Origin of the sequence: Burkholderia aenigmatica, from assembly GCF_048627025.1 — a bacterium.
GTDB classification, from domain to species: Bacteria; Pseudomonadota; Gammaproteobacteria; order Burkholderiales; family Burkholderiaceae; genus Burkholderia; species Burkholderia aenigmatica.
In genome coordinates this window covers 2,145,312-2,170,788 of the sequence record NZ_CP184469.1, presented here as the reverse complement: position 1 = coordinate 2,170,788, position 25,477 = coordinate 2,145,312, and the positions used below count along the sequence as shown (strand labels likewise).

General features: G+C 64.2%; 28 protein-coding genes and 1 pseudogene. 20 read left to right on the top strand and 9 right to left on the bottom strand.

The window, feature by feature from the left end:
- Positions 1-33 precede the first annotated feature (33 nt).
- Positions 34-306: a hypothetical protein gene (locus ACN8ZM_RS26665; RefSeq protein WP_420211211.1), complete on the bottom strand. Its 273-nt coding sequence runs from the start codon at positions 304-306 to the stop codon at positions 34-36.
- 137 nt (positions 307-443) lie between these two features.
- On the opposite strand from ACN8ZM_RS26665, the gene ACN8ZM_RS26660 reads away from it, so the two are divergent.
- A complete protein-coding gene (locus ACN8ZM_RS26660; protein WP_420211210.1) occupies positions 444-581 on the top strand; it encodes an HHHH-motif protein in 138 nt (45 codons plus the stop codon).
- A 61-nt stretch (positions 582-642) separates the two neighbouring features.
- On the top strand, positions 643-1,110 hold the full coding sequence (locus ACN8ZM_RS26655; RefSeq protein WP_420211209.1) for a hypothetical protein: 468 nt from the start codon (positions 643-645) through the stop codon (positions 1,108-1,110).
- Between the two features lie 105 nt (positions 1,111-1,215).
- On the opposite strand, the gene ACN8ZM_RS26650 is transcribed toward ACN8ZM_RS26655, so the two are convergent.
- Positions 1,216-2,571: a polyhydroxyalkanoate depolymerase gene (locus ACN8ZM_RS26650; protein ID WP_420211208.1), complete on the bottom strand. Its 1,356-nt coding sequence runs from the start codon at positions 2,569-2,571 to the stop codon at positions 1,216-1,218.
- Between the two features lie 289 nt (positions 2,572-2,860).
- On the opposite strand from ACN8ZM_RS26650, the gene ACN8ZM_RS26645 reads away from it, so the two are divergent.
- The 7 genes from ACN8ZM_RS26645 to ACN8ZM_RS26615 all read left to right on the top strand — a co-directional run bounded on the left by ACN8ZM_RS26645 (position 2,861) and on the right by ACN8ZM_RS26615 (position 10,074).
- Positions 2,861-3,523: a glutathione S-transferase family protein gene (locus ACN8ZM_RS26645; RefSeq protein ID WP_043178023.1), complete on the top strand. Its 663-nt coding sequence runs from the start codon at positions 2,861-2,863 to the stop codon at positions 3,521-3,523.
- Between the two features lie 237 nt (positions 3,524-3,760).
- Positions 3,761-5,005 (top strand): Crp/Fnr family transcriptional regulator, encoded by a 1,245-nt coding sequence (locus tag ACN8ZM_RS26640; protein ID WP_043178021.1) that lies wholly within the window; start codon positions 3,761-3,763, stop codon positions 5,003-5,005.
- A gap of 13 nt (positions 5,006-5,018) precedes the next feature.
- Positions 5,019-5,783 carry a flagellar motor protein gene (locus ACN8ZM_RS26635; protein ID WP_089453483.1) on the top strand — a complete coding sequence of 255 codons (765 nt, stop codon included), beginning with the start codon at positions 5,019-5,021 and terminating at the stop codon, positions 5,781-5,783.
- Positions 5,784-5,822: 39 nt separating this feature from the next.
- Complete coding sequence (locus tag ACN8ZM_RS26630; RefSeq protein WP_420211207.1) at positions 5,823-6,500, top strand: OmpA/MotB family protein; 678 nt, start codon at positions 5,823-5,825, stop codon at positions 6,498-6,500.
- Between the two features lie 169 nt (positions 6,501-6,669).
- Positions 6,670-8,532, top strand: a complete 1,863-nt coding sequence (locus ACN8ZM_RS26625) for a methyl-accepting chemotaxis protein (protein ID WP_420211206.1) — start codon at positions 6,670-6,672, stop codon at positions 8,530-8,532.
- A gap of 105 nt (positions 8,533-8,637) precedes the next feature.
- Positions 8,638-9,426 (top strand): hypothetical protein, encoded by a 789-nt coding sequence (locus tag ACN8ZM_RS26620; protein ID WP_420211205.1) that lies wholly within the window; start codon positions 8,638-8,640, stop codon positions 9,424-9,426.
- Positions 9,427-9,618: 192 nt separating this feature from the next.
- Positions 9,619-10,074, top strand: coding sequence for a GNAT family N-acetyltransferase (locus ACN8ZM_RS26615; protein WP_420211204.1), 456 nt, complete (start codon positions 9,619-9,621; stop codon positions 10,072-10,074).
- A gap of 246 nt (positions 10,075-10,320) precedes the next feature.
- On the opposite strand, the gene ACN8ZM_RS26610 is transcribed toward ACN8ZM_RS26615, so the two are convergent.
- On the bottom strand, positions 10,321-11,295 hold the full coding sequence (locus tag ACN8ZM_RS26610; protein ID WP_420211203.1) for a hypothetical protein: 975 nt from the start codon (positions 11,293-11,295) through the stop codon (positions 10,321-10,323).
- A 260-nt stretch (positions 11,296-11,555) separates the two neighbouring features.
- Here ACN8ZM_RS26610 and ACN8ZM_RS26605 point away from each other — a divergent pair, with 260 nt between their 5' ends.
- The 8 genes and pseudogenes from ACN8ZM_RS26605 (at position 11,556) to ACN8ZM_RS26570 (ending at position 16,246) form a co-directional block, all read left to right on the top strand.
- Entirely contained in the window at positions 11,556-11,966 is a 411-nt protein-coding gene (locus ACN8ZM_RS26605) for a TIGR02594 family protein (RefSeq protein WP_089428115.1), read from the top strand.
- On the top strand, positions 11,963-13,063 hold the full coding sequence (locus ACN8ZM_RS26600) for a hypothetical protein (RefSeq protein WP_420211202.1): 1,101 nt from the start codon (positions 11,963-11,965) through the stop codon (positions 13,061-13,063). The genes ACN8ZM_RS26605 and ACN8ZM_RS26600 overlap by 4 nt, the downstream gene beginning before the upstream one ends.
- 100 nt (positions 13,064-13,163) lie before the next feature.
- Positions 13,164-13,256: pseudogene (locus ACN8ZM_RS26595) on the top strand (TIGR02594 family protein); the annotation flags it as partial.
- Positions 13,257-13,429: 173 nt separating this feature from the next.
- The gene (yfcF, locus tag ACN8ZM_RS26590; protein ID WP_050781633.1) at positions 13,430-14,005 is read left to right on the top strand and encodes a glutathione transferase; all 576 of its coding nucleotides are present in this window, start codon (positions 13,430-13,432) and stop codon (positions 14,003-14,005) included.
- Between the two features lie 141 nt (positions 14,006-14,146).
- A complete protein-coding gene (locus ACN8ZM_RS26585; protein ID WP_420211201.1) occupies positions 14,147-14,653 on the top strand; it encodes a hypothetical protein in 507 nt (168 codons plus the stop codon).
- A gap of 25 nt (positions 14,654-14,678) precedes the next feature.
- Complete coding sequence (locus tag ACN8ZM_RS26580; protein ID WP_420211200.1) at positions 14,679-15,338, top strand: hypothetical protein; 660 nt, start codon at positions 14,679-14,681, stop codon at positions 15,336-15,338.
- Positions 15,339-15,420: 82 nt separating this feature from the next.
- A complete protein-coding gene (locus ACN8ZM_RS26575) occupies positions 15,421-16,044 on the top strand; it encodes a LysE family transporter (RefSeq protein WP_043177994.1) in 624 nt (207 codons plus the stop codon).
- A 7-nt stretch (positions 16,045-16,051) separates the two neighbouring features.
- On the top strand, positions 16,052-16,246 hold the full coding sequence (locus ACN8ZM_RS26570) for a hypothetical protein (protein ID WP_043177992.1): 195 nt from the start codon (positions 16,052-16,054) through the stop codon (positions 16,244-16,246).
- Positions 16,247-16,296: 50 nt separating this feature from the next.
- Here ACN8ZM_RS26570 and ACN8ZM_RS26565 read toward each other — a convergent pair whose 3' ends face one another.
- From ACN8ZM_RS26565 to ACN8ZM_RS26545, 5 genes are all read right to left on the bottom strand, one after another.
- Positions 16,297-17,733, bottom strand: coding sequence for an efflux transporter outer membrane subunit (locus ACN8ZM_RS26565; protein WP_420211199.1), 1,437 nt, complete (start codon positions 17,731-17,733; stop codon positions 16,297-16,299).
- A gap of 19 nt (positions 17,734-17,752) precedes the next feature.
- A complete protein-coding gene (locus ACN8ZM_RS26560; RefSeq protein ID WP_043177988.1) occupies positions 17,753-19,327 on the bottom strand; it encodes a DHA2 family efflux MFS transporter permease subunit in 1,575 nt (524 codons plus the stop codon).
- Positions 19,328-19,340: 13 nt separating this feature from the next.
- Positions 19,341-20,435, bottom strand: a complete 1,095-nt coding sequence (locus tag ACN8ZM_RS26555; protein ID WP_420211198.1) for an HlyD family secretion protein — start codon at positions 20,433-20,435, stop codon at positions 19,341-19,343.
- Positions 20,436-20,499: 64 nt separating this feature from the next.
- Positions 20,500-20,931: a MarR family winged helix-turn-helix transcriptional regulator gene (locus ACN8ZM_RS26550; RefSeq protein WP_043177984.1), complete on the bottom strand. Its 432-nt coding sequence runs from the start codon at positions 20,929-20,931 to the stop codon at positions 20,500-20,502.
- A gap of 81 nt (positions 20,932-21,012) precedes the next feature.
- Complete coding sequence (locus ACN8ZM_RS26545) at positions 21,013-21,933, bottom strand: LysR family transcriptional regulator (protein WP_043177982.1); 921 nt, start codon at positions 21,931-21,933, stop codon at positions 21,013-21,015.
- 91 nt (positions 21,934-22,024) lie between these two features.
- On the opposite strand from ACN8ZM_RS26545, the gene ACN8ZM_RS26540 reads away from it, so the two are divergent.
- The 3 genes from ACN8ZM_RS26540 to ACN8ZM_RS26530 all read left to right on the top strand — a co-directional run bounded on the left by ACN8ZM_RS26540 (position 22,025) and on the right by ACN8ZM_RS26530 (position 24,373).
- A complete protein-coding gene (locus ACN8ZM_RS26540; protein ID WP_043177981.1) occupies positions 22,025-22,453 on the top strand; it encodes a MarR family winged helix-turn-helix transcriptional regulator in 429 nt (142 codons plus the stop codon).
- 185 nt (positions 22,454-22,638) lie between these two features.
- On the top strand, positions 22,639-23,886 hold the full coding sequence (locus ACN8ZM_RS26535; RefSeq protein ID WP_420211197.1) for an aconitase X: 1,248 nt from the start codon (positions 22,639-22,641) through the stop codon (positions 23,884-23,886).
- Positions 23,879-24,373, top strand: coding sequence for an aconitase X swivel domain-containing protein (locus tag ACN8ZM_RS26530; RefSeq protein WP_420211196.1), 495 nt, complete (start codon positions 23,879-23,881; stop codon positions 24,371-24,373). Before ACN8ZM_RS26535 ends, ACN8ZM_RS26530 begins: the two co-directional genes overlap by 8 nt.
- On the opposite strand, the gene ACN8ZM_RS26525 is transcribed toward ACN8ZM_RS26530, so the two are convergent.
- Positions 24,313-25,419, bottom strand: a complete 1,107-nt coding sequence (locus ACN8ZM_RS26525; RefSeq protein ID WP_420211195.1) for an AraC family transcriptional regulator — start codon at positions 25,417-25,419, stop codon at positions 24,313-24,315. The two genes, ACN8ZM_RS26530 and ACN8ZM_RS26525, sit on opposite strands and share 61 nt — an antisense overlap.
- Positions 25,420-25,477 lie beyond the last annotated feature (58 nt).

The window sequence follows — 25,477 nt, the reverse complement described above, 5'->3', positions numbered from 1 at the left end:
GCCGGCTGACGGCGTCGCGGATTACCAGGGACGCTAGAGGCTTGCCACGCGGGATTCTTTCGACGAAGGACCGTGCGCCGTGCCGCTGTCGACGCCGTGGGGGAGACGGGTGCATAGCTTGATGATTTTCCGACGGGCGTCATCCGTCCTCTTGCGATAAACCGCCTTCGGGCGGTTTTTTGTTGCGCGTTCCACGAACGCCGCCGTGTGCGCCGCTCGCACCGGCGATCCGCTTGCCCCTTCGTCACATTCTTTCGAATTCCGAATGGTCGCGAAGCTGAAGATCCGGAAAGAAAAGAAAGACATTCGTCAGCTTCGATGCGTTGACCGCGCTGCGATGTCAAAGATCGTCAATTGCGCGTGGACGCGGTGCACGGCTTGTCGACGACCGGCGTTAAGGAGGTACCAGCCGGATCACCGGTTGACCTACCCGGGAGAGTTTCATGAAGCGCATCGCGAAGATCCTGCCGGCCGCCGCAGTCGCATGTGCCGTTCTTGCTCCGGCACTGGCCGAAGCGCATTCGCACCGTGTGTGCCACGTCGATCATCACCACCATCGCGTGTGCCGCTGGGTGCGGTAACCGTGACTTTCCCGGGGATACCCGGAACGCATTCTTCATTCAGGCAAATCAGGAGAGGACTATGAAAAAGACGATGTTGATCGCCGCGCTGGTCGCCGGCATGGGTATGTCGATCGGTGCGTTCGCGCAGGTTCCGGCCAGCGCGCCGGCCGGTACGACCGGTCTGTGCAAGGACGGCTCGTTCTACTCGGGCGCGTCGAAGAAGGGCGCATGCGCGGGCCACAAGGGTGTGAAGACCTGGTACGGCGCATCGTCGGCGGTAGCCGCGAGCGCACCGGCCGCAGCGCCGGCCATGGCGGCTTCCGCTGCCCCTGCATCCGGCACCGCGCCGGCGAAGAGCGCGGCCGCGACGACCACGGCGGCAGCGCCGGGCGGCGGCGCGGGCAAGGTGTGGGCCAACGACAGCACGAAGGTCTATCACTGCTCGACCGACAAGTACTACGGCAAGACGAAGCACGGCAGCTACATGTCGGAAGCCGATGCGAAGGCGAAGGGCTACCACGCGTCGCACGGCAAGGCCTGTTCGTAAACCGGCTGACGCACGAGGCCGCTTCCTCGCGCGTCGTCCGCACGCCGCAGCACCTCACGCCCCGCCACCCCCGGCGGGGCGTTTCATTTTCAGCGCCGTCGGGCTTCAGTGAGCGTGGTCCGACGGCGTGTCGGCCGACGCCTCGTGCGCTGCTGCGCGGGCATCGAGCAGCGCGCGCAGCGTCACGTAGTGCGTGCCGTCCGCGTCGCCTTCCGCACCCGCGGTGCGATCGTACGGCTCGTTGTCGTGGATCGTCGCGCGCACGATCGGATAGATCTGCGTTTCCCAGCGGCTGCCGTTGAACACGCCGTAGTGGCCTGCCCCCGTCTGCACGTGGTGCGTCTTCAGATACGGCGGCAACCCCGAGCACAGTTCCTGCGCGGCCACCGTCTGGCCGACCGCGCAGATGTCGTCCTTCTCGCCTTCGATCGTCAGCAGCGCGGTGCGATGAATCGCCGCCGGCTCGACGAGCCGATCACCGACCGTCAGCTCGCCGCGTGCGAGCGCGTATTGCTGGAACACCTTCTCGACCGTTTCCAGATAGAACTCCGCGGTGAGATCGGCGGTCGCGAAGTATTCGTCGTAGAAGTGCCGCAGCGTGTCGGCTTTCGCCGGGTCACCTTTCGCGCGCTCGTAATACAGGTCGGCAAACGACGCCGCATGGCGATCCGGATTCATCGACATGAACGCGCCGACTTGCACGAAGCCCGGATACACGCAGCGCTGCGCACCGACGAAGCCCGCCGGCACGACGCTGATCAGGTTGCGCGCGAACCATTCGATCGGCTGGCTCGTCGCGAGCGCGTTGACCTTCGTCGGATTGACGCGGCAGTCGATCGGCCCGGCCATCAGCGTCAGGCTCGCGGGCTGCGCCGGATCGCCGCCGGCGGCCATCAGCGCGACCGCCGCGAGCGCGGCGACGGTCGGCTGGCAGATCGCGAGCACATGCGCGTCCGGCCCGATCTGGCGGATGAAGTCGATCACGTGCGCGACGTATTCGTCGAAGCCGAATCGTCCGGCCATCAGCGGGATGTCGCGCGGGTTGTGCCAGTCGGTGATGTACACGTCGTGGTCGGCGAGCATCGTGTGCACGGTGCCGCGCAACAGCGTCGCGAAATGCCCGGACATTGGCGCGACGATCAGCACGCGCGGCTGGCGCGCAACCGGCAGCGCCTTGCGGAAATGCAGCAGTGTGCCGAACGGTGTGGCCGCGGCGGCTTCCTCGACGATCGGCACCGTTTCGCCGTCGACGACGATCGACGCGATGCCGAACGGCGGACGCCGGTGCGAGAACGCGCAGCATTCGAGCAGTTCGCACAGCGCGTCGAGCATGCGGCCGGTCGGCGTCGCGGTGGCGGGCGGCCACAGCGACATCGTCGCGCGCGCGGCGGCGGCCCATGCGCGCGCCGGGCGCACGCATTCGGCAGACCATTGATAGAACGGATAGGCAAGCAGATTCATGGCGGTCGCTCGTTGTGCCGCGTTGCATGGAACGAGGCAAGCGATGTGCCAGCCTGCGGCTGGCACGCGCGTTGCACGCGGTTCGGGAACGCGGCGACGCAGGCCGCAGGCGACAACCGGCAGCCGCACCCGATGCATGGCCGCGCCGATCTGGCGGGCGGCACGTGCCGCGACAGTGTGCGGCGCTGCGCCAGTTTGGCGAATGCGCCGCACCGGCATGGTGCGGGTGACGCCACGCGGCGTCCGTTTTCGGTGCAGGGGCACGAACGGCTTTGGACAGGGGAGCGACATGGAAGTCACCGGACAGACGACGCTGACCATCAGCAGCCGCAATTACTCGTCGTGGTCGATGCGCGGCTGGCTGCTCGCGAAGCTGAGCGGGCTCGTGTTCGAGACGGTCAGCGTGCCGATCGATGCCGCGTCGCGCGCGGAGCTGCTGCTGCTGTCGCCGTCGATTCTCGTGCCGTGCCTGACGCACGACGGCAACACGGTGTGGGACACCCTCGCGATCGCCGAATACCTGAACGAGATCCGGCCACAGGCGCGGCTGCTGCCCGAAGACCGGCAAGCCCGTGCGCATTGCCGGTCGATCTGCGGCGAGATGCATTCCGGTTTCAGCGCGTTGCGATCCGCGTTGCCGATGAACCTGCGCGCGCATTTCCCCGGCTTCCGGATCTGGTCGCGCGCACAGCACGACATCCAGCGGATCGTGACGATCTGGCGCGAGTGCCTGGCCGCGTACGGCGGCCCCTGGCTGTTCGGCGCGGAGATCGGCATCGCCGACGCGATGTATGCGCCGGTCGTCACGCGCTTCCTGACCTATGACGTGAAACTCGAGCCCGATGTGGCCGAGTACTGCATGCGGGTGCTCGCGCATCCGTTCGTCATGGAGTGGATCGAGGCCGCGAAGGCGGAGCACGAAGACATCGACGAACTCGACATGGAGTTTTGACGAACGGGGTGGCGTGGCGCTTTCAATTGCACTACACGAACACGCATAAAAACGAACTTTCTGGTGTGGCTGCGCGACCCGCAAACGTTTTACCTTGATTTCGCGTCGAAACGAGGACGAATTCCCTAAAGGATGTTGAGCCCGATGACGTAAACGGGTCACGGGGATGACTCGTGATCGCATGCTTCCGACGTGCGACGCGCGGTCCGCAACATTCAGCGCAGCAGGGGAATCGACTTGAATCGTCAGCAATCGTGGACGCGTACGGCGGCGCCCGGGGAAATCATTTATTCCGAGGGGTTCGCCGGCGAGCCCGTCATCTTTCTGATCACCGACGGCAAGGTCGAGCTGTCCACGCGCTGCGACGACAAGCGTGTCGTCGTCGCGACGCTCGGCCGTGGCGAGTTCTTCGGTGAGTCGGCGCTGCTCGGGGCCGAGCCGCGTGCCCAAACCGCGAAGGCGCTTTCATTCTGTCAGCTCACGGTCGTGCCGGCCGGCACGCTCGACGAAGAAATCGAGCGCGTGTCGGCGCTGCTGCGTCACATCGTGCGGACGATGATCCGTCGCGTGAAGCGCAAGGACGACCAGCTCGCCACCTATACGCACGCCGACTTCATGCCCGGCGTGCTGTCGTACGCGCATGTGCTGGCGCTGATGGCGGGTGCCGATGCGCGCGAGGGCGGCGACGCGTGGACGCGCCGGCCGATGCAGGCCCATGCGGCCGAAACCTCGGTGCCGCTCGCCGACGTGATCCGCAAATGCCGCGCGATTGCCGGCCACTCGCGGCCGCACGTGCTCGCGATGCTGCGACGCATGGAGAAGCTCAATCTCGTCACGATCGAAGCCGCGCAAGCGGATCACGCCGGCGCGGCAACCGACTATGCGGCGTCGTCGGATGCGCGCCAGGTCGTCACGTTCGACGCCGCGCGCGTGATCGATCGCGCGCAGCAGGTTGCCGATCACGATCTCGACCTGTCGATCAACAGCGAACTTGAACTCATCGAGCTGGCCGATCTCGAATCGCTGATCGGCGTCGAGAAGACCATGCTGCTCAACAAGCTGTCGAACGGTGAGATCGCCGAAGAGGTGTTCGCGTTCCGCAAATCGAAGGTGCTCAGTTACGTCGAGCAGAAGGGTGTCGCGTACTTCTCGCGGCGCAATGCGCGTCGCGGCGGCGACGTGCGCGCGCTGGCGGATCTCGTGTGGATCGACTCGCGCACGCTGTTCGACGTCGTCAGCGCGTTCGATACCTACGATCTCGCGAAGCTGATCGCGAATCTCGACGATCGCGCGGTGGCCGACAAGCTGTTTTCCGTGATGACCGAGGCTCGACGCAACGAGGTGTCGTGGGTGATGCGTCGCGAACTCAAGCTCGATCCGGTCGAGATCGAGGACATCGAGCGGCGCGTGCTGGATGCCGTTCGCGCGGCGAAGGCGCCGGCGGCGGGCGCAGCGCCCGTCGCGTCGGCATCGGATGCATGACAAGGGGGCGCGCATGGATCTGTTGACCCTGGCCGGTGTAGTGCTTGGCGGTGCGGCGATCGTGTTCGGTTTCGCGCTGGAAGGCGGGCATTTCTCGATGCTGTTCCAGTTCGAGGCGCTCGTCATCGTGCTCGGCGGCACGCTCGGCGCGGTGATGATCCAGAACACCTGGGCGCGCTTCTTCGACGCGGTGAAACAGTTGCGGCTCGCGTTCGTGCGGGCGCGCGAAGTCGATCGCAAGAACCTGTCCGACCTGCTCGAATGGGGCGACCGCGCGAAGCTCGACGGGCTGCTCGCGTTCGAATCGATGGACGTGAGCGGCATCCATCCGTTCGCGCGCCGCGGGCTCGAACTGCTGGCGAACGGCGTATCGACCGCCGTGCTCGAGGACGCCTTGCAGCGCGAACTCGATGCCTACGAACGCAGCCGCTTGGCTGCCGCGCGCGTGTGGCAGCAGGCCGGCGGCTATGCGCCGACGTTCGGCATTCTCGGCTCGGTGCTCGGGCTCGTGCAGGTGACCAGCCATATTCTCGAACCGGCGCAGCTCGGGCCCGGCATCGCGGTCGCGTTCATCGCGACGTTGTATGGGTTGGCGTTCGCTAACCTCGTGTTCCTGCCGCTGTACGGCAAGCTGCGCGCGCAGATCGACAGCGAGCTGCGGTTTCGCAAGCTGTATCTCGACGGCTTGCTGGCGATTTCGCGCAAGGAATCGCCGCATACGATCGAAACGCGCCTGACCGGCGACGTGCGCGGGCGCGCGGCCGAGTCGCTCGCGTGATGGGCGAGTGTCGAACGACGAACCCGGAATTCCGACCGCATGACTGCTCGAACTGACGGCGCTTCCGCTGCCGATCGCGACGACGACGACGCACACGACGGCGCGCAATCCGGCCGCTGGCTGATTTCGTACGCGGATCTCATCACGACGCTGATGGTGCTGTTTCTCGCGCTGTATGTGCTCCAGCTCGCGAAATACAACGCGCTCGATGCGCGGTACCAGACGCTCGCACGGCATGCCGAAAGCGCAGCGAGCGCATCCGCTGCCGCTGCCGTGACGCCTGAGCACTCACCGCCCTGGCTCGCATTGCTCGATTCGTTGAAGTCGAACGGCCGGATCTCGCTCGTGAAAGCGCCGCATGGCGTCGAGATCGGCATCGACGCGAAGATCCTGTTCAACGTCGGCGATGCGCGCTTGCTGCCCGATTCGTCGCCCGTGCTGAACCAGATCGCGCAGGCACTGAGCGATCACGCGACCGGCGACATTCTCGTCGAAGGGCATACCGACAGCGTGCCGATCGCGAACGCGAAATACGAATCGAACTGGGAGCTGTCGTCGGCGCGCGCGGGGAGCGTCGTGCGCTACCTGACCGAGCGCGGTATCGCACCGCACCGGCTCGCGGCGATCGGGCGGGCCGATACGCAGCCGCTCGTCGCGGGAGACGATGCGGCCGCGCGGGCGCGAAACCGGCGGGTCACGATCTTCGTTGCATACTGATTGACGCTGAATTTTCGTTGATCGCGCATCTATAGGCGGCCGCTTATGCCCGCCTGACAACAACATAACGAATCTCGTATGATGAACATCTGAAATCAGCGATGCGGTTCTGCGCGTGCATGCCGATAACCCAAACTGGCTCAGACCGAGCGGTTATCGAGGGTTCCCCATGCATTTCTGGCGCAAGCTTTCCATTCAGAACAAGCTGATTCTCAGCATGACAAGTTGCCTGCTCGTGTTCGTCGCGATCTCGAGCGGACTCAGCCTCCGTCTGATCGGCAACGCGGTGCGCGATCGCGTCGTCCGCGAAGAGCTGCCGACGGCCGTGAACGGCATCCGCGCCGACGTGCAGCGGCAGATGGCCGGGCCGATCGCCGCGTCGCGGATTCTCGCGCGCGACGCGTTCCTGCTGCAATGGGAAGCCGACGGCGAACCCGACGCCGGCACGCGTAACTGGATCCAGCTCGCGAAGAACGTGAAGGACGAGCAGAAGGCTGCGTCGGTGCAGTGGGTGTCCGTGAAGAGCGGCAACTACTACAACGAATCGGGCCTGCAGCGGAAGGTGACCGACCAGGATCAGTGGCTGACCGGTTTCCTGTCGTCCGGCAAGGCGTTCGACGTGAACATGGACCGTGAGGTGACGGTCGGTGGCTACATGATGTTCATCAACAGCCGTGTTGAGCTCGATGGTGTGCCGATTGGCGCGGCGTGCATGAGCCTGTCTGTCGATGCGCTCGCGAAGGGTATCGCGGCTTACCGGATCGGTGAGACCGGGTTCGCGTATCTCGTGCGTCCCGACGGCGCGATCATGATGCATCGCGATTCGTCGCTGATCGACGGCAAGCATTTCATGAAGGATGAGCCGGGGCTGCCGGGTGATGCGTCGTCTACCCTGCTGGGCGGCAAGCCGTATGCGTACCTGAGCTACAACGGCGATGGCGGTGCGCGTTTTATCGCGACGTCGTTTATTCCGGAATTGAATGCGTATGTTGTCGTTGAGGTGCCGCAGGCCGAGCTGCTCGGGCCGGTGACGCGTGCGATTCGTAGCGCGGCGCTGGTTGCGGCGGTGGTGGGCCTCGGTGTCGCACTGCTTGTGATCTGGCTGGTGGGGCGCGCGATTGCCGCGCCGATTCGTCGCGCGGCGACGCTGCTGTCGGAGATCGCCAGCGGCCAGGGCGACCTGACGCGCCGGATGACCGTTGAGAGCCAGGACGAGATCGGGCAGTTGTCGGATGCGTTCAACCGGTTCGTGTCGTCGCTTTCGACGTTGGTGCATAGCATTCGCGCGGCGTCCGCGTCGATTGCGACCGGGTCGGCGCAGATTGCGACGGGGAATGCGGACCTCAGTGAACGTACGGAAGGACAGTCGAGCAACCTGGAGCGCACGGCTTCGTCGATGGAAGAGATTACGGCCGTGGTGCGGAACAACACCGAGACGGCGACGACTGCGGCGAAGATGATCAATGGCGCTTCCGATACGGCGGCGCGCGGCGGGCAGGTGGTGGGTGAGGTCGTGACGACGATGGAGCAGATCAGCGACGCGTCGCAGCGAATCTCCGAGATCATTGTGATGATCGACAGCATCTCGTTCCAGACGAATATTCTTGCGTTGAATGCGGCGGTGGAAGCAGCGCGGGCCGGGGAGCAGGGGCGCGGGTTCGCGGTGGTGGCGTCGGAAGTGCGGAATCTGGCGCAGCGCAGCGCGCAGGCGGCGAAGGAGATCAAGGCGCTGATCGAACATAGCGCGGGGACGGTGAATACCGGGTCGCGGCTGGTTACGGAAGCCGGGAAGGTGATGAGCGACGTTGTCTCGCAGGTTCAAGGAGTCAGCGCGATGATGAGCGAGATCGCTGAGGCGAGCCTGGAGCAGAGCGCCGGTATCGACCAGATCGGGGATGCGGTGCAGTCGCTCGATCAGATGACACAGCAGAATGCGGCGTTGGTGGAAGAAAGTGCGGCGGCTGCGGCGAGTTTGAAGCAGCAGGCGGCGGAATTGACCCGGCTGGTGTCGGCTTTCAAGGTGGATGAGTAAAGTCTGATTCGCGATTTAGAATAAGGCGTTTCTGAGGGACGGCTGCCGTGGGTTCACGGCAGCCGTTTTTGCATGTCGGCGCGGGATTCGGTGGCGGTTATAAAAATGAAACGCATTTCCAAGTGGAAGATCGGGGTGGGGGCGGTGGTGCTCGTCGCGGTAGCGGCTGCGGTGGGGGCGAAGGTGATTGCGTCGCCTACCGATTCTTATCTTGCCTATCGGAAGAAAGCCGTCGACGCGATTACAGCGGCGCGGATGGAAGATCAGGCGGATCTGGACAAGAAATACACGGCTGAGGTGAATGCGCGGCTGGTTAAGCTTGTTGGGACGGTCAGGGCGAGAGGTTTTTCCGCGAAGGCGGGGAGTACCGTGGATACCCTCTACATCGACAACGGGATGACGCCCGGGCCGGATGGACTGCTCTTGCAGTCGAATGACGGGAAGGTGAGTCTCGTTGTGACGACTGTTCCGCTTTTGAAGGCCTGGGTGGCGACGGCGGATGCGGGGATCAAGTCGGCGGATGATGTTGCGGCGATTTTCGACAACGAGACGTTTTACACCGACGTGCTCGGTGGCGACGCTGCGGAGTATCGGTTTGCGGAATTGCCAGTGAAGCGGAAACCGACTGATGCGGTGGTGAAGGCGTTGCTGCTGGGTGACAGCCAGGACGGGATGCCGGATGGGCCGAATACGTTGATGGTGTCGGTCAGGCAGGGCACACGGGTTTATCTCATGTGGCGGGATGCGACGTTGCCGGCGATTGTCGCTTGCAGTGCGGGGCACGTGGCTGAGGAGCAGCGGCCAGCCTGTTACGCGCAGCAATTACCTAAGCAGAGGCGCTATTCACGGTTTGTCTCCGAAGCGCAGGCAATGGTCGATGCCGTTGTTCAGTAGGATGGAATTGTCTTGATGGTCGGTGAATCGGGCGATATCACGAGGTGATCGGATTCGCCCGCAATTTTGAGAGGTTCGACAACATTGGACACATCGCTGACAATCAGCGGCTGAAGACCGGGCAGCCTTCGATGTCGAGCACTGCGCTGTCGCTGGGTACTTCAACTTCCCATTTGCCCAGCTTCGTCTGCCATGACTATCGCTTTCGAGTCCCCCGACCAGCCCGACGTGATTGCCCTTATCGCCGATCTGGACGCGTACCAAGACACCCTGTACCCGCCTGAGAGCCGGCACGCTCTGGATATCGCGTCGCTGAAGCAATCCAATGTGCTGTTCGCCGTTGCGCGGGACAGCGAGGGCAACGCAATCGGGTGCGGGGCGATTGTCCTCAACCCCGAATTCGGCGAATTGAAGCGGATGTTTGTCAGCCCGCGCGGCCGCGGGCAGGGCGTCGCGAGGAAACTCATCGGCGTGCTCGAGGCACGGGCGATCGACCTGGGTTGCAAGTTGCTCACGCTTGAAACCGGACCTTATCAAAACGAAGCGCTGGCTTTGTATGCGTCTGCGGGGTATCAGCGCCGAGGGCCGTTTGGCGATTACAAAAATGACCCGTTGAGCGTATTCATGCAGAAGCACATTGCAGTCTGAGGGGCTGGTTTGTGTGGACACGGCGGCGGGGATTTCCAGTCGGTCGGCCGGTTTCGGCCAATAACTGCCAGCCTGCAATCACGGGGAACGGTCATTTGAATGATTGTTCCCCGTCCGAAGGCAGTCGTTGACTAATGGCATCCAGTGTTTCCAATGCTAGGTCGGCAGCGAGCAACACCTTGGTGTCACGTGAGCGACGGAATGCGTGCATTTCCCCGAGCAGGCCCGCTGCGTGCGCCCGCTGCTTCAACGGCCGCTTTCGTCGGCCGTCTCGCTATCGTCGATGCGAAAAACGATCGGCCCTCGCGGATAGTTCTTGATATCCGGAGAGAAGTTGTGCTTCCCCTCGCCGCAATAATATAAAAACGTAACGATCCAGATCGCGAAGGAGAAGATCAGCGAGAGGCGTCCCCAGATGAAGAAAGCCAGCAGGCCGAGCGCGGCGAGAGTGGAGAAAAAGACGACGGCCTTGCGCCACGGCGTCCTGAGCTTCTGCCAGGTCTCCGGGTGAATGCCGGCGGCAATGAAGGTATTGCGATTGAAGCGCAGCCCCTGGTGTGCGAGGCCGCACAGAATGGCGACGAGCAGATCGTGACGATTCTTGAAGCCCGCGCAGCGAATGACATCATCGGCGTCGGTCGAGATGAGATTCATGCGCAGCGTATAGGCCGTGGCGGGTTCGCGCGTGGCGCGTCGCCAGAACTGGAAGTTCGCGGGGCTCCTGGTGATGCTGGACGCCATGTTGTATTCGACGTCATAGGGGCGGTCGGGGTTGGCAACGGCTTCGCGCCATTCGACGCACTGTTCTTTCGGGATGGCGGCCGGTTCCGGACGCGTGCCGAGGCCATAGCGAAAGCCGGTCGAGTCGACCTCGAACCAGGCGCCGGCATGTCTCGCGCCACGCATGAAAATCTTCACGGCCCACGCGAGCACGCCCAGCAGCACGAGCCACAGGACGAACACGATGAAGCCTTTGTTGAAAAAGGCGCCGTCGTAAAACGGACTGACGAGCAACCCCGTGAACATCGTGCCGAACATCAGCGTCAGGCCGATATTGATCAGGTAGGTGGTGAACAGGTCGGGAACGCCTTCGCAGGCAGGGATGCTGCGCAGGTGCGCCGGCAGCGTGATGACGCGCGGCTGCGATTCCGCATCCCCATCCGGGCGAGCCGATGCGCTGTCGAGTTCGGGCGAGGCGGAGTCGTCGGAAGGTGTCGTCATGGTGCGCGGATGAGGCGGTCGAGACCGGTTGGATTTGTCATATGGTAGTCGATCTGGCGGGCGTGTCTGCCCACTACCCGGAGGCCGGTAGACGGTAAAAAGCGATACGACCGGCGCGGACTGAAAGGCAATCACAAGCCGAAAGGGCGCTGTCGCGCTGCCGTATTCATGCGAAGATTGACCGCACAACACACTCGCCCGAGAACGACGTGACCCTATTCAATCCTGAGAGCAAACCGGACGCCGCCCATCCGCCGTGGATGCCCGTCGCGATGGCCGAACTCGGCATCCGCCGCCACCCGCCCGGCAGCATCAACCCGCGCATCGTCGAATACAACAACCAGACGAACCTGGTCGGCTACGACGACAAGATTTCCTGGTGTTCGTCGTTCGTCAACTGGTGCATGACGCACGCCGGCATTCGCGGCACCGGCTCGGCACTCGCACGCTCATGGCTCGAATGGGGCCGTCCGCTTGAACGCCCCGTCTACGGCTGCATCGCGATCCTGACCCGCGACGACCCCGCGAGCTGGAAAGGGCATGTCGGTTTCTACCTGCGTCACGACGATGAACAGGTGTATCTCTTCGGCGGCAACCAGCTGGAAGAAGTCCGCGAACTCGCGTACCCGTTGAACGAAGTGATCGGCTACCGCTGGCCCGACGCCGCATGATCCCATCGCTGCAGCACACCCAACAACATTGGGTCCAAGCATTTGGCAATGCCATCTTGAAAGACTCGGCGCTAAAACTGACGAAGCCACGTGTTCCGTTGTTTCGGGAAGGTACCCCTTGCAGGCTTGTCACGCATGTCGGAACGATGCTCGCGATGACCATGCTTTGGTCAGGTCTTGCAAGCGCAGCACCGCAGTCCACTCTACGTTTTGCATTGCCTGGCGGAGCAGCGGTGATCTATAGCAATGCTGCGAACCCTCAGGCACCTTTGTCCAACCGATCTTGGAAGCGCGCGGTATTTGTGTTCCCCGATGGAACGACGTTCGGTGTGTTGCCGCGTACCGGCCAAACGAATACGGAAGGTACCGAGATTGAGCCGCCGAAAGCCGAGGACATTTCGCCGTCTGGGCAATATGTTGTCATCGGGCGAGTGGAGACTGGAACAGTATGGCAAGGGCAAGGGAAACCCGAATCTGTCCTGAGCCGGGAATATTGCCCAGTCGTCGAGGTACGCACGGGGTGCATTACCTCAGATCAAACGGGTGAAATTTGCGGGCAAGGTTGGACTGCTGGTCAGCCTGCTCAATGGGGAACGGACGAGCAAACTTCCACGATGCTGAAGAGCGATCGTCCATCGGTAAGTAACGTCCTCCGCTACATCGAAGCAGGGCATCCGGCGGATTGGGTTCTTCGCGACGATTCTGGGGCCGACAATGTGCTTCGTTGTGACCCGTTGTCGTCGAGTAATCGTGCATCCTATCGAAAGATAGCAGCAGCTTTGCTCACGAAAAGTGCAACGAGTGATGCACGTTTGATCGAAGCGGCGCTTTCGAAAGGCCTCGGCGGCTCTCTTGGTACGCGAGAGTCGAAAGACGCGGATGCCGAACGCCGGACCGCTATCGTATCGGTCGCAAAAGCAACGCTGTTCACAGCTCCCGACGACGCGACCGTAAGTCGAGCCTATCTCGTCCAGAATGATGTCGTAACCGTACTGAAGCAATCTCCGGCTGGGTGGGCCTATGTGGACTACGTCAACGCATCCGGTAAGCATGTGCTTCGTTGGATCAAAGCCGATCAGATCTCGATCAAGCAATGATGCAAGTTGCCAAGCCCCGCTCGAGAATATGAGTTTCATTCAAGCTGTCGAAGTGAAATTTCGAACGGGTTGGAGCATTGAGCAGTTTGGGGAGCAGGCGTATCGCCTCGGTGGCAATCAACTGGAAGAAGTCCGCGAACTTGCGTACCCGTTGAACGAAGTGATCGGCTATCGTTGGCTCGACGCCGCATGACCACGTAGCAACAGCACACGCAAAACCACAAGCATGACGAAACCAGCCGCTGCTAACCTGTCACGCAACCGCATCAACCAGCAGCCGCGAACATCCGTACCCACAAGGAGCCTTCAGTGCAAACCGGTCATCTCCGCCTTTACGCAGATACGCAATACGCGAGCCCTTACGCAATGTCGGTCTTCGTTGCGCTCGAGGAAAAATCGCTGCCTTACGAACTGGTGACCGTCGATCTCGGCAACCGCGCGCATTTCGCGCCCGACTACGCGGCGACATCGCTGACGCAACGCGTGCCGACGCTCGTGCACGACGATTTCGCGCTGTCGGAATCGTCGGCGATTACCGAGTATCTCGACGAGACCTTCCCGGGCACGCGGCTCTATCCGGTCGAGCCGCGCCAGCGCGCACGCGCACGACAGGTGCAAGCGTGGCTGCGCAGCGACCTGATGCCGGTTCGTACGGAGCGGTCGACCGAAGTGCTGTTCTACGGGCCGTCGAGCGAGCCGCTGTCGAGCTTGGCGCAGGCCGCCGCGCAGAAGCTGTTCGCGGCCGCCGACAAGCTGCTTGCGCCGGGCGCGGCCAACCTGTTCGGCGAGTGGAGCATTGCCGATGTCGACCTGGCGGTGATGCTGAACCGTCTGGTGCTGAATGACGATCCGGTGCCGCAGCGTCTCGCCGACTATGCACGTGCGCAATGGGAGCGGCCGTCGGTGCAGCGCTGGGTGAAGTTGAAGCGTCCGCCGCTGTAAATCGCGGGGTAGGGGGCGGCGGCGCGGTCGTTTGCGCCGCGCGCCGATGCGTCGTATCTCGGTCCGCCCAGCCCACGTCGGGAGGCAGCATACCCGCGTGACGTCATTCCGCCCACCGACTCTGAGTGGGAGTGATTCCCGATGAAGAAAATTTGTTTGACTGGCGTGGTCATGGCCGCTTACAGCATCGGATGGGCGGCATCTCCGGGCGAGGGCTTGGTTAAAAGCTGCCTTCTGGCGCAGTCCGTTTCTCAGTCCGTCGCGATCGGGGGCATCAATACGCACGAGGTGTCACAAGAGGACGACTACGCAGCCGGCTTTAACGCAAGCTATCTCGTCAAACATGACCGTGTCGACGTCGGCTACGCGGAAGGGACGTCGACGCAGGCGTTGATCTATGCTGGAAAACTCTACCGATTGCCGGCTGCCATGCCTGTTGGAAATAACGGCGGAATCAAGCCAACGGCATTCAATCCCGCGCTGGCAGAGTGGAGCATCGCAAGAGCAGGCCGTCAGCGTTATCTATGTGTGAGCTTCAATTTTGACGGGCTTGGGAGAAGTGGGTCATTCCAGAGGGTTCGTGGTGGATATCTCCTGGATTCGGTGAGTAGAGTGTTGTATTTCTTTGTTCGCAATGTAGATGGGTAATTTTTGTATTTTCCTTGGAGGAGAGATGCGGTTTTTGATTGTTTTTCTTCTTTTCTTCGGGATTGGAAAGGTTTTTGCAGAGGATCAGTCGTCTTCCCAGTCTCTATCGGTTGTGTCGGGCGGAAAGACGCTTGTCTTTGTGTGTGATCGTGCACGATCGGAAGTCATGGTGTTTGATGGTGATGGAGCGGGAAAGGCGGGAGATTGGGTAGCGAATCAAAAATTGGATGATTCGGATAGTTGCAGTGGTGGTGTGTGGGTTGTGAACGAGCTAACCGGCACTGATACGAAGTTGGTCATGATAAATCTCGGTAGGTCGGGGGCTAACGCCAAAATGAACGTTTATGCGGTTCGAGGCGGGGGCGTGACGTTTGCAGGGTATTTGCCGGTGGGAGCAGATTATGTGGGAGGGAGTCAGTATTCCTACGATTTTGACCAGGCAGATGGCCGGTGGCGGGATTTTTATGAGGTGTCTGACGGAAAAATCCGCTTGTCGAAAGAAATCTGGCTGGTGCAGTCTGGTGGGGTGTGTGTTGACAAAGCAGGGGGCGTAATGGATGGATCTGAGTGTAAGGGGAAGACGATGCACGCCAGTGAAGATAGGCCGTTATGTGTCCTTTATGGAGGGCGAAATGGAAAAATTGCTCCAATTGAAGCGTGTTCACAGTTGATCGATCGCCCATGAGCGTGCCATTCCGCATGCACCCATAATTGGCATGCTAGAGTAGATCGGCTTTCCCCCTTTACCCAAATCCTCCCGAACCGCCATGAGCTATCTTCCCCAACTCGCCGCAGTCGGCGGCGTGATGTTGCTGGCGTGCGTCAGCCCCGGCCCCGACCTGATCGCCGTTTCATCCCACGCACTCGGCAATCGCCGAGCGGGCCTGCTGGCCGCGCTGGGCATCGCGTCGTCGCATGCGGTCTGGGCCGCGATGGCGATTTTCGGGCTCGGGCTGATCGTCGCGAAGCTTGCGTGGCTGTACGAGGCGATTCGCATCGCCGGTGCCGCGTATCTGATCTATCTGGGTATCAAGACGCTGTCGGGCCTGCGCCAGTCGGCACAGCAGGCTGAAGCCGCGAGCCAGCCGGTCATTCGCGGCGGCGTGCATGCCTACCGGAAAGGGCTGCTGGTCGGCCTGACCAACCCGAAAGCCGCGGCGTTCTTCGGCAGCCTGTTCGTCACGCTGCTGCCCGCGCATGCGCCGGCATGGGTGCATGGCGCGACGCTGGCCGTGGTCGTCGCCGTATCGGTGACGTGGTTCTGCACGATCGCCGTGCTGTTCTCGACGAACCGCGTGCAGACGGGCTACGCGAAACTGCGCAAGCCGATCGACGCGGTGATGGGGACGATCCTGCTGGGGCTCGGCGCAAAGCTGGCACTCGACCGATAACGCTGCAATGAATGTGCTCGGCCCGATCCTCATCGGGCTCCTGCTGGCTGCCGGCGTGTTCGTTGCGATCCGGTTCTGGCACAAGCCCATCACGCGTATCTTCACCGTTATCGTCGCCGTTATCGCAGGACTGGGTATTGCGTGGGCGGCGGTTTATCTGATCGCGTTGTCGTCGGTCCAATGTCTGGGATCGTGTGGCTGACGGGCGGGGCGCCGGCAAGTGTTGATGCCGGCGCCGTATCGTGATCACGCTTAGTTTTTCGCCACGGCCTCCACCTCCGGCCCGCCCGCCGCGTCATTCCTGTTCCACCCACCCCCAAGCGACCGATACAGCGCCACCGCTGCCAGCGCATGCTCGCGCTTGACCTGATTCAGCGAATCCGAATCCCGCAGATACACCTCCTGCGCGGACAGCACATCCAGAAAATCCGTCGCGCCGCCCTTATAGAGCTGATTCGCCAACCCAAGCGCCTTGTCCGAAGCAGCAAGCGCACTACCCAGCCTCCGCGACGCCTCATCGGAACTAACGAGATTCGCCCGCGCATCCTCGACTTCCCTCAACGCCTGCAGCATCGTCTGCCTTAACCCGAGTTCCGACTCGCGCATCCGGCTTTCGCTCTGCGAGATATCGGCGGTAATCCGCCCCGCATTGAAGATCGGGCTCGTCGCACTCAACGCGGCGCTGAACAGGTTATCGGTCAACGTAGGTAACCCGAGATAAGAAGCGGCCAGAATCCCGTCCGTCAGGTTCAACGAAAACTTCGGATACCGCTCGGCCTTCGCCACACCGACTTGCGCCGCCCGCCGCTCGACCTGCGCATACGCAGTCAGCACATCGGGCCGGCGCAACAGCGCCTGCGAGGGCAACGTCCCCGGCGAGCCCACCGGCGGCGCCGGAATCTCCCCGGCCTGCGCAAGCACGAGCCGATCGACCGATTCCGGCGTGCGCCCCGAATACACGGCGATCAGATTGAGCTGATGCGCAATCTGCGCCTGCGTCGGCGGAATCCGCGCTTCGAGCGCATCGAGCTGGTTCTGCGCGCGGGTAACGTCGAGTTCCGTCGACAGCCCGAACGCCTGCCGCTTGCGCGTGAGTTCGAGCGCATGCTGCCGGATCTTCGCGTTGTCCTGCAGGATCTTCAATTCCTGCTGCGCCCAGCGCAGATCGACATACGCGGAAGCCGCATCCGCCGCGAGCGCGAGCCGCATCGCATCTTCCGCATGCTTCTGCCCGACGAGCTCGGCCTGCGCGGCGAGCAGGTCGAGCCGTTCGCCGCCGAACACATCGGGCGACCAGCTCAGCGCGAGTCCCGCACCGGCCTGTCGCACATAGCCGAGCGGCGGCGGCGTGTTCTGGCGCGCGTCGGCCGCATGCGCGGTCGCGTCGAGTTCGGGCAGCAGCACCGCGCGCTTCTGCACGGTCAGCGCCTGCGCCTGCTTCACGCGTTCGGCGGCTGCCTGCAGATCGAGGTTGCCGTCGAGCACGGTGGCGATCAGCCGGTCGAGCACGGGATCGTGGAATTGCGCCCACCACGCGGCGGCGTCGATGTCCGCGCGCGGTACATCGGTATCCCAACCATCCGGCGCGAGCGTGCGAACCGAATCCTGAAGCGCCGGATGCTGCGCGGGCTGCACCGCACATCCTGCGGCGAGTGCGCTGACGGCGAGGGCGACGAGAAGTTTTTTCATGATGGCGATGACCTCAACCTCAGTGCGCGTCCGGCGGCGGCGCGTTCAGGGAAATGGGTTTGGAGAAGACGACGGCGAGCAGCGCGACGACGAAGCACAGCGACAGCGCGTAATACGCATCCGCATACGTGAGCGTCAGCGCTTCGCGATAGATCAGGTGGTGCAGGTTAGCGAGCCCGGCTTGCGCGGTGTCCAGCGTGTTGCCGGCCACCGACGACCAGTACGCGGCCTGGCGATCGAGCAGCGAGGCGATCTGCGGCTGGCCGGCGCTCACGTGCTCGTTCAGGCGCAGGTAATGAAAGTTCAGCCGGTCGTTGAGCATCGTCGCGCTCACCGCGATGCCGATTGCCCCGCCGAGATTGCGCATCAGGTTGAACAGGCCGCTGGCCGATTTCAGGCGCGACTGCGGCAGCGAGCCGAGCGCCATCGTCACGATCGGCGGCACGCTGAACTGCTGGCCGATGCCGCGCAGTGCCTGCGGCAGCAGCAGTTCGCGCCAGCCCCAGTCGTGCGTGATGGGCGTGTACAGGTAGCAGCCAAGCCCGAAACAGATCAGCCCGAACACGAGCAGCGCGCGCAGGCTGAAGTAGCGCGCGGCGAACGCATACGCACCGAGCGCGACCAGTTGGAACGCGCCGACCGACAGCAGCGCCATGCCGATCTGCAGCGAGCTGAACGCACGCACCTGCGCGAGAAACAGCGGCGTCAGGAACACGGTCACGAAGATCCCGATGCCGGTCACGAACGACAGCAGGCTGCCGATCCCGAAGTTGCGCACGGCGAGTGCGCGCAGGTCGACGACCGGATCCTTCGCGGTCAGCGCATGCACGATGAACAGGAAACCGCAGATGCCGGAGATCCACGCGCAGATCACGATCACGTCGTCGCCGAACCAGTTCTTGCGCGGGCCTTCTTCCAGCACGTATTCGAGGCAGCCGAGGAAGCCCGACATCAGCACGATGCCGAGATAGTCGCCGCGCTTGATGAGGCTGAGATCGGGCTCGTCGATGTGCACGTAGCGCGGCACGAGCGCGGCCACCGCGATGCCCGGCACGAGGTTCAGGTAGAACAGCCAGTGCCACGACCATTGATCGGTGATCCAGCCGCCGATCACGGGGCCGATTGCCGGCGCGAGCGATGCGAGCGCGCCGATGGTCGTCGACGCGATCAGCCGCTGCTTGCCGGGGAACAGCACGAACGCGGTGGTGAACACGGTCGGGATCATCGCGGCGCCGAGCGCGCCCTGCAGCCCGCGAAACAGGATCATCGAGTTGATGTCCCACGCGAGCCCGCACAGCATGCTCGTGATCGTGAAGCCGATGGCCGACGCGACGAACAGCCAGCGCGTCGACATCACCTTCGACAGCCAGCCGGACATCGGGATCACGATGATCTCGGCGATCAGGTAGGCGGTCTGCACCCACGACAATTCGTCCTGGCTGGCAGAGAGGCCGCCGCCGATGTCGCGCAGCGACGATGCGACGATCTGGATGTCGAGCGTCGCCATGAAGAAGCCGACGCACATCAGCGCGAACGCGAACACGCGCTGCTTGGTCGGTTGCGACGCCGGGTCGCCGGAAAACGCGGTGGTCATCGTCGTCTCCCGTTCAGCTCGCGCGGCCGGTATGCACGGTCACGACGGCGGACAGGCCGGGGCGCAGCACATGGTCGAGGCCCGGCTGCGGATCGAGATGCACGCGCACGGGCACGCGCTGGACGATCTTCGTGAAGTTGCCGGTCGCGTTCTCGGGCGGGAGCACGCTGAAAGTCGCGCCGGTGGCGGGCGCGAGGCTGTCGACGCGGCCGCGCAGGCGCGTGCTCGACGCATCGAGCGACACGTCGACGCGATCGCCCGCGTGCATCTTGCGCAGCTGGTCTTCCTTGAAGTTCGCGTCGATCCACAGCCCGGAAGCCGGCACGACCGTCAGCAGCGGCACACCGACGTTCGCGAGCATCCCGACGCGGCCCGTGCGATTGCCGACGTAGCCGTCGACCGGCGAGCGGATCGTCGTGTATTCGACGTTGAGCGCGGCGACGCGCTGCGCGGCGAGCGCGGTGTTCACGCGAGCTTGCGCATCGGCGAGCTGCGCGCCGAGCACGTCGAGCTGCCGCTTCGACGCGAGCAGCGCGGCGTCGCTGCGTTCGACGGCGGCGCCGGCCTTCGAGTAATCGGCGTCCGCGCGTTCGACGATCTGGTTCGACACGGCGTCGGATTTCACGAGCTCGCGGTAGCGCACGCGATCCGATGCGGCACGCGTCAGCTCGGCCGACGACGCGTTCTTGTCGGCCGCCTGCTGGCCGATCACCGCGTATTGCAGTTGCTGCTTCGCCGCGAGTTCGGTCACGGCGGAGCGCGCGCTGTCGACTTCGGCGCTGGCCTGCGCGAGCTTCGCGTCGTAGTCGCGTGCATCGAGCTGCACGAGCACGTCGCCGGCCTTCACGCGCTGGTTGTCGGTCACAAGGATCTTGTCGACGAAGCCGTTGACCTTCGGCGCGAGCACCGTCACGTTGCCGCCGACATACGCATCGTCGGTGCTCTCCTGGAAACGCAGCACGAACAGCCAGTCGAGCGCGGCGGCGGCAACGACGATGACGACGGCACCCACCGCGATGCGCATCCACGGCACGCGGCGCTGTTGCTTCGCGGGCCGGTCGAGTGTGGCTGCTTCACGGGATGAGGCAGCGGCTTGGGTCGTTTCCATCGATTCACCTATGTATATGCACTTATCAAGTCGATCGACGAAGTGTCGTCGATCGGGGAAGGGGCTAGCGTTCCGGCAGGTTGTGCGTGATCCGGAACAATTCGTCTCTCAGGCGGGCCGCCTGCGTCGACCCGAACCGCTGCTCGAACGCTTCCTGCGCGGCGAGCCAGTGCACTTGCGCGTCGGCGACCTTCGTTTCGCCGTGCGCGGTCAGCGCGAACGTCTGGCGGCGGCACGGCGGCTCGATCCGGCCGGCCACCAGCGCCGCGCCGACGAGCGGCTTGAGCGCGCGCAGCAGCGCGGTGCGCTCGATCACCAGCACGGCCGACAGCGTCGCCATCGTCAGGCCTGGCCGATCGCGCAGCAGCGCGAGAATGCTGTACTGCGACGGCGTCACGCCCGCCCGCGACAGATAGCGCTCGTAAAACTGCGAGATCCGGCGGGCGGCTTGCCGGACCGCGAAGCAATCGTCATCGGTGAGCGTCGTCTTGTGCATGTACACATGTTAGGGGGCAATACGGCGCGAAGCGAGCGGCGGGGCGCGATCAGATTGTTGTCATGGCTGTACCAATCGGCGTCAGGCCGCCGCGGGCACGATCCAGCCTTCGCGGTCGCAGTAGGCGGCCGTGTAGTCGATGAACGCCTTGACCTTCGCGGGCAGCAGCGCGCGGTTCGCGTAGGCGAGCTTGATCTCGACGAACGCGTCGACGAGATCGGCGTTCGGCAGCAACTGCACGAGCGCGCCCGATGCGAGTTCGGCCTGAACGAGCGTTTTCGGCACGACGCCGATCCCGAAGTCGTGCATCACCATCTCGCGATTGAAGACGGGGCTGTTCGACGAGATGTCGAAGCGGAACGGCACGGTCAGCAGGTCGCCATCGACGCGGAACGACAGCGCAGGCCGGCGCAGCGACGGCGACATCGGCACGAACGGATGGTCGGCGAGATCGGCCGGCGCGGCCGGGTGCGGATGGGCGCGCAGGTAGGCGGGCGTCGCGACGATCACGAGCGGGATCCGCTCGACCAGCCGCACGACGGTCGATTCGTTCGTCAGCATGTACGGCACGACGATGGCGATGTCGTAGCCTTCGCCGACGAGATCGATGGGCCGCTCGGTCAGCGTCACGTCGAGGCGCACCTTCGGGTGCGCGGCCTTGAAGCCGGCAATCAGCGGCACCAGCCGGTTCAGCGTGGCCGTCGTGTGCGCGACGAGCCGCAGCAGGCCTTCGGGCTCGCGCGTTGGCGCCTGCGCTTCCGCTTCGAGCGAGTCGAGTTCGTCGAGCACGGCCGCGCAGCGCTCGTAGATGCGCTCGGCCGTTTCGGTCAGCGACACCTGGCGCGTGGTCCGGTGCAGCAGCCGGCTGCCGAAGCGCGCTTCCAGATCCGCGACCGCGCGCGACACGACAGGCCGCGCGAGGCCGTGCATGTCGGCGGCGCGCGTGAAGCTGCGCATCTCCACCACCGACCGGAAAATCCGCAGCTTGTCGATGTAGTCCATGTCCGTCTCCTTGACGCGAGGGCCGGCCACCGGCCTTGTTACGGCGGAGTGTACATTGACTTTATGCATATGCACATATAAATTGCCAAGCATGAACGACACCTCGATTGCCCAGGCGTGCAACTGCCTCGCGCTGCGTCAGGCGGCGCGCTTCGTCACGCAACTGTACGAGCGCCATCTGGCCCCGGTTGGCGTCACGCCGGCCCAGTTCTCGATCATGGCGAACCTGACGCGCAGGCCCGGCTTGCTGATGAGCGAACTCGCCGATGCGCTCGTGATGGATCGCACGACGCTGCTGCGCGCACTGAAGCCGCTGCAGCGCGACGGGTTCGTCGCGACGGCCGCCTCCGAGCACGATGCGCGCGCGCATGCGCTGAGCCTCACGAAGCTGGGCGAGCGCACGTTCGCGCAGGCGCTGGTCGCATGGCAGGCCGCGCAGGACGAATTCGAGACGCAGTTCGGCCGCGACCGCGCGAAGGCGCTGCGCGATGAGCTGTTCAGTGTGACCGCGGAACGCTAGACGGCGCGGCGGCAAACTGGAGCGGAATTCGAGCCATTGCCCACTTCGGTGGCGCTCAAGAGCGGAAATTGGTTTTTGAAACTGTCCGGATCGATGGCGATCTGGACAGTTTTTATTTCCAGTTGTAGAGTCCCCTGACGGATTTCACGGGCCGGCGCCGCCGGCACGCGTCAGAGGAGCCACCGATGCTGCAGTTGAGTGACCGCGACAGCGCGATGCTGCGCGGGGATTTCGGCGAGGGCGTCGCGCGTGCGATGCGGATCGTCGCGCGCACGGCGCAAGTGATGTCCGCGCCGCACCTGATCGACATCACGTCCGCGCATATCGACGGCTGTCTGTACCACGGCCAGACCAGCCTCGACTTCGTCGAGTATTTCGTCGACACCGGCGCGAAGGTCGCGGTGCCGACCACGCTGAACGTCGGGTCGCTCGACCTGATCCATCCCGAGCTGTACCACGGCGACCGCGCGATCCAGCGCGACGCGCAGCGCCTGATGGATGCGCATCTGCAGCTCGGCTGCGAATCGAGCTTCACGTGCGCGCCGTACCAGCTGAAGAACCGTCCCGCGAAAGGCGAGCAGATCGCCTGGGCCGAATCGAACGCGATCGTGTTCGCGAACTCGGTGCTCGGCGCGCGGACGAGCCGGTACGGCGATTTTCTCGACCTGGCCGCCGCGATCACCGGGCGTGCGCCGTATGCGGGGCTGCATGTCGAAGCGAACCGTGTCGCTCGGATCGTGTTCAACGCACCGGACTTCAGCCACCTGTCGTCGCGCGACATCTATTTCGCCGCACTTGGGCTGCTGATCGGCAGGATCGCGGGCGCGGTCGTGCCGGCGATCGTCGGGCTGCCGGCGGACACCACCGAAGACGAACTCAAGGCGCTGGGCGCGGCTGCCGCGTCGAGCGGTGCCGTCGCGCTGTTCCATGCAGTCGGCGTGACCCCCGAGGCGCCGACGCTCGAGGCCGCGTTGCACGGGCAAGCGGCGCAACGCACGGTCGACGTCACGATGGCCGATCTCGACGCGATTCGTCACACGCTGAACCACGGCGCGGCCGGCGACGCGCTCGTCGCGGTGGCGCTCGGCACGCCGCATTTCTCGCTGGCCGAATTCCGCACGCTCGATACCTTGCTCGATGCATTCGACGGCAAGCCGGCCTGCGATTTCTACGTGAACACGAGCCGGTTCATCCTGTGGGAACTGGAGGAGGCCGGCCTCGCGGAGAAATTCGCTGCGCGCGGCATTCAGATCGTCGTCGATACCTGCACGTACATCACGCCGGTGATGAAGCAACTGTCGGGGCTCGTGATGACCAATTCGGGGAAATGGGCGTCGTATGCGCCCGCGAACATCGGCGTGACGGTCGCGTACGGCAGCATGCGCGAATGCGTGCGTTCGGCGTATGAAGGAAAGGTGCGATTCGATGACTGAAGCGACGGGCAAGCTGTTGACGGGCGACACGCTCGTGCCGGGCAGCGCATGCGCGCGGCCGTTCGTGCTCGACAAGCCGCTCAGCTTCTGGGGCGGCTACGACTCCGGCGCGGGAAAGATCGTCGATCGCGGGCATCCGCAGGCCGGCGCGAGCCTCGCCGGCCAGGTGATGGTGTTGCCGCACGCGAAAGGCTCGAGCTCGAGCAGCAGCGTGCTCGCGGAAGCCGTGCGCAACGGCACGGGGCCGGTCGGGATCGTGCTGAAGGAGCGCGACCTGATCATCTCGATCGGCGCGATCGTGGCCGCCGAACTGTATGCGATCGCGGTGCCGGTGGTGTGCGTGACCGATGACGTGTACGACGCGATCGTCGCCGCGACGGGGGAGGTGCGGATCGAAGCGGCCGAGGGCGACGGCGGTGCGAGGATCTATCTCGGCGACGCGGAACTCGACGCCGGCTTTCCCAATCCGCCTGCTGCCTCCCGGTAAGCACTCGGCGTCTGCCCGGCCCAGCGCCGGAACGCACGCGTGAAATTCGCCGGATCGGTGAATTGCAGCCGCTCGGCGATCGTCTTCAGGTCGAGATCCGACGCGGCGAGCAACTGCTTCGCGTCGCGAAACCGCGCTTCGTCGAGCAATTGCCGATAGCTCGAACCGGCTTCCTCCAGCCGGCGCCGCAGCGTACGCGTCGACACGAGCAGCGCATCGGCGAGCGTCTCCGGCCCCGGGTAGGCACCGGCCCCGCGTGCCAGCTCCGCGCGCACGCGCTCGACGAGATCGCCTTCCTCCTGGCGCACCTGCGCGTACTCGCGCTCCACCTGCACGAGCGCCTGCCGGTGCGCGACTTCGTCGGCGAGCGGTAGCGGCCAGTCGAGCACGTCGTGCGCGATCCACAGCGCGTTGGCGGCGCAGCCGAATTCGACCGGCGGCAACTGGCCGCGATAGCGCGCGAAATAGGGCGGCTCCGGCCACGCGAATTGCAGCTGGATCGGCGGCGACGCGCGCCCGGCCCATTGCGAGATGTTCTGCGCGAGCCCGGTCAACACGAACTCGAACATCACGTGATGCTGCAGCACGGGGCTGGCCTGCACGCCGTGCAGTTCGAGCGTCGCACCGCGTGCGTCTTCCTCGTAGGTCAGCCGATATTGGCGGTTGCGCATCCGGAAGTAGCGCTGCGTGACGGACAGCGCCTCGCGGATGTCCCGCGCGGTCAGCGTCGCGTAGCCGAGAAAGCCGTGCACGGTCGGCTTCAGCAGCAGCCCGAACGCGAGCCCGATGCCCGGATCGCCACCGATCTCGATCGCATTGAGCACGAGCCGCCCCCATTGCGACGGCGCGACACGCGCGTCCGGTTCGGCCAGCACCGCGTCGCGCAGGCCCGTGCCGGCGCGCACGGCGGCCAGGTCGACGCCGCGCGCGGCCAGCGCCTGCAGCAGCAGGCGCGTATAGGCGACCGGAATCGTCGGCCGGCGCAGCCCGAGGCGGTCCTTGGCGAGAGGGGAAGTCATGTCGTCTTGGCCGGAAATGACAAGCATTATGGCTGTTTGCCCCCTCACGTTCAAGGCGGCGCGCGCCTACGATGTCACGCATCGC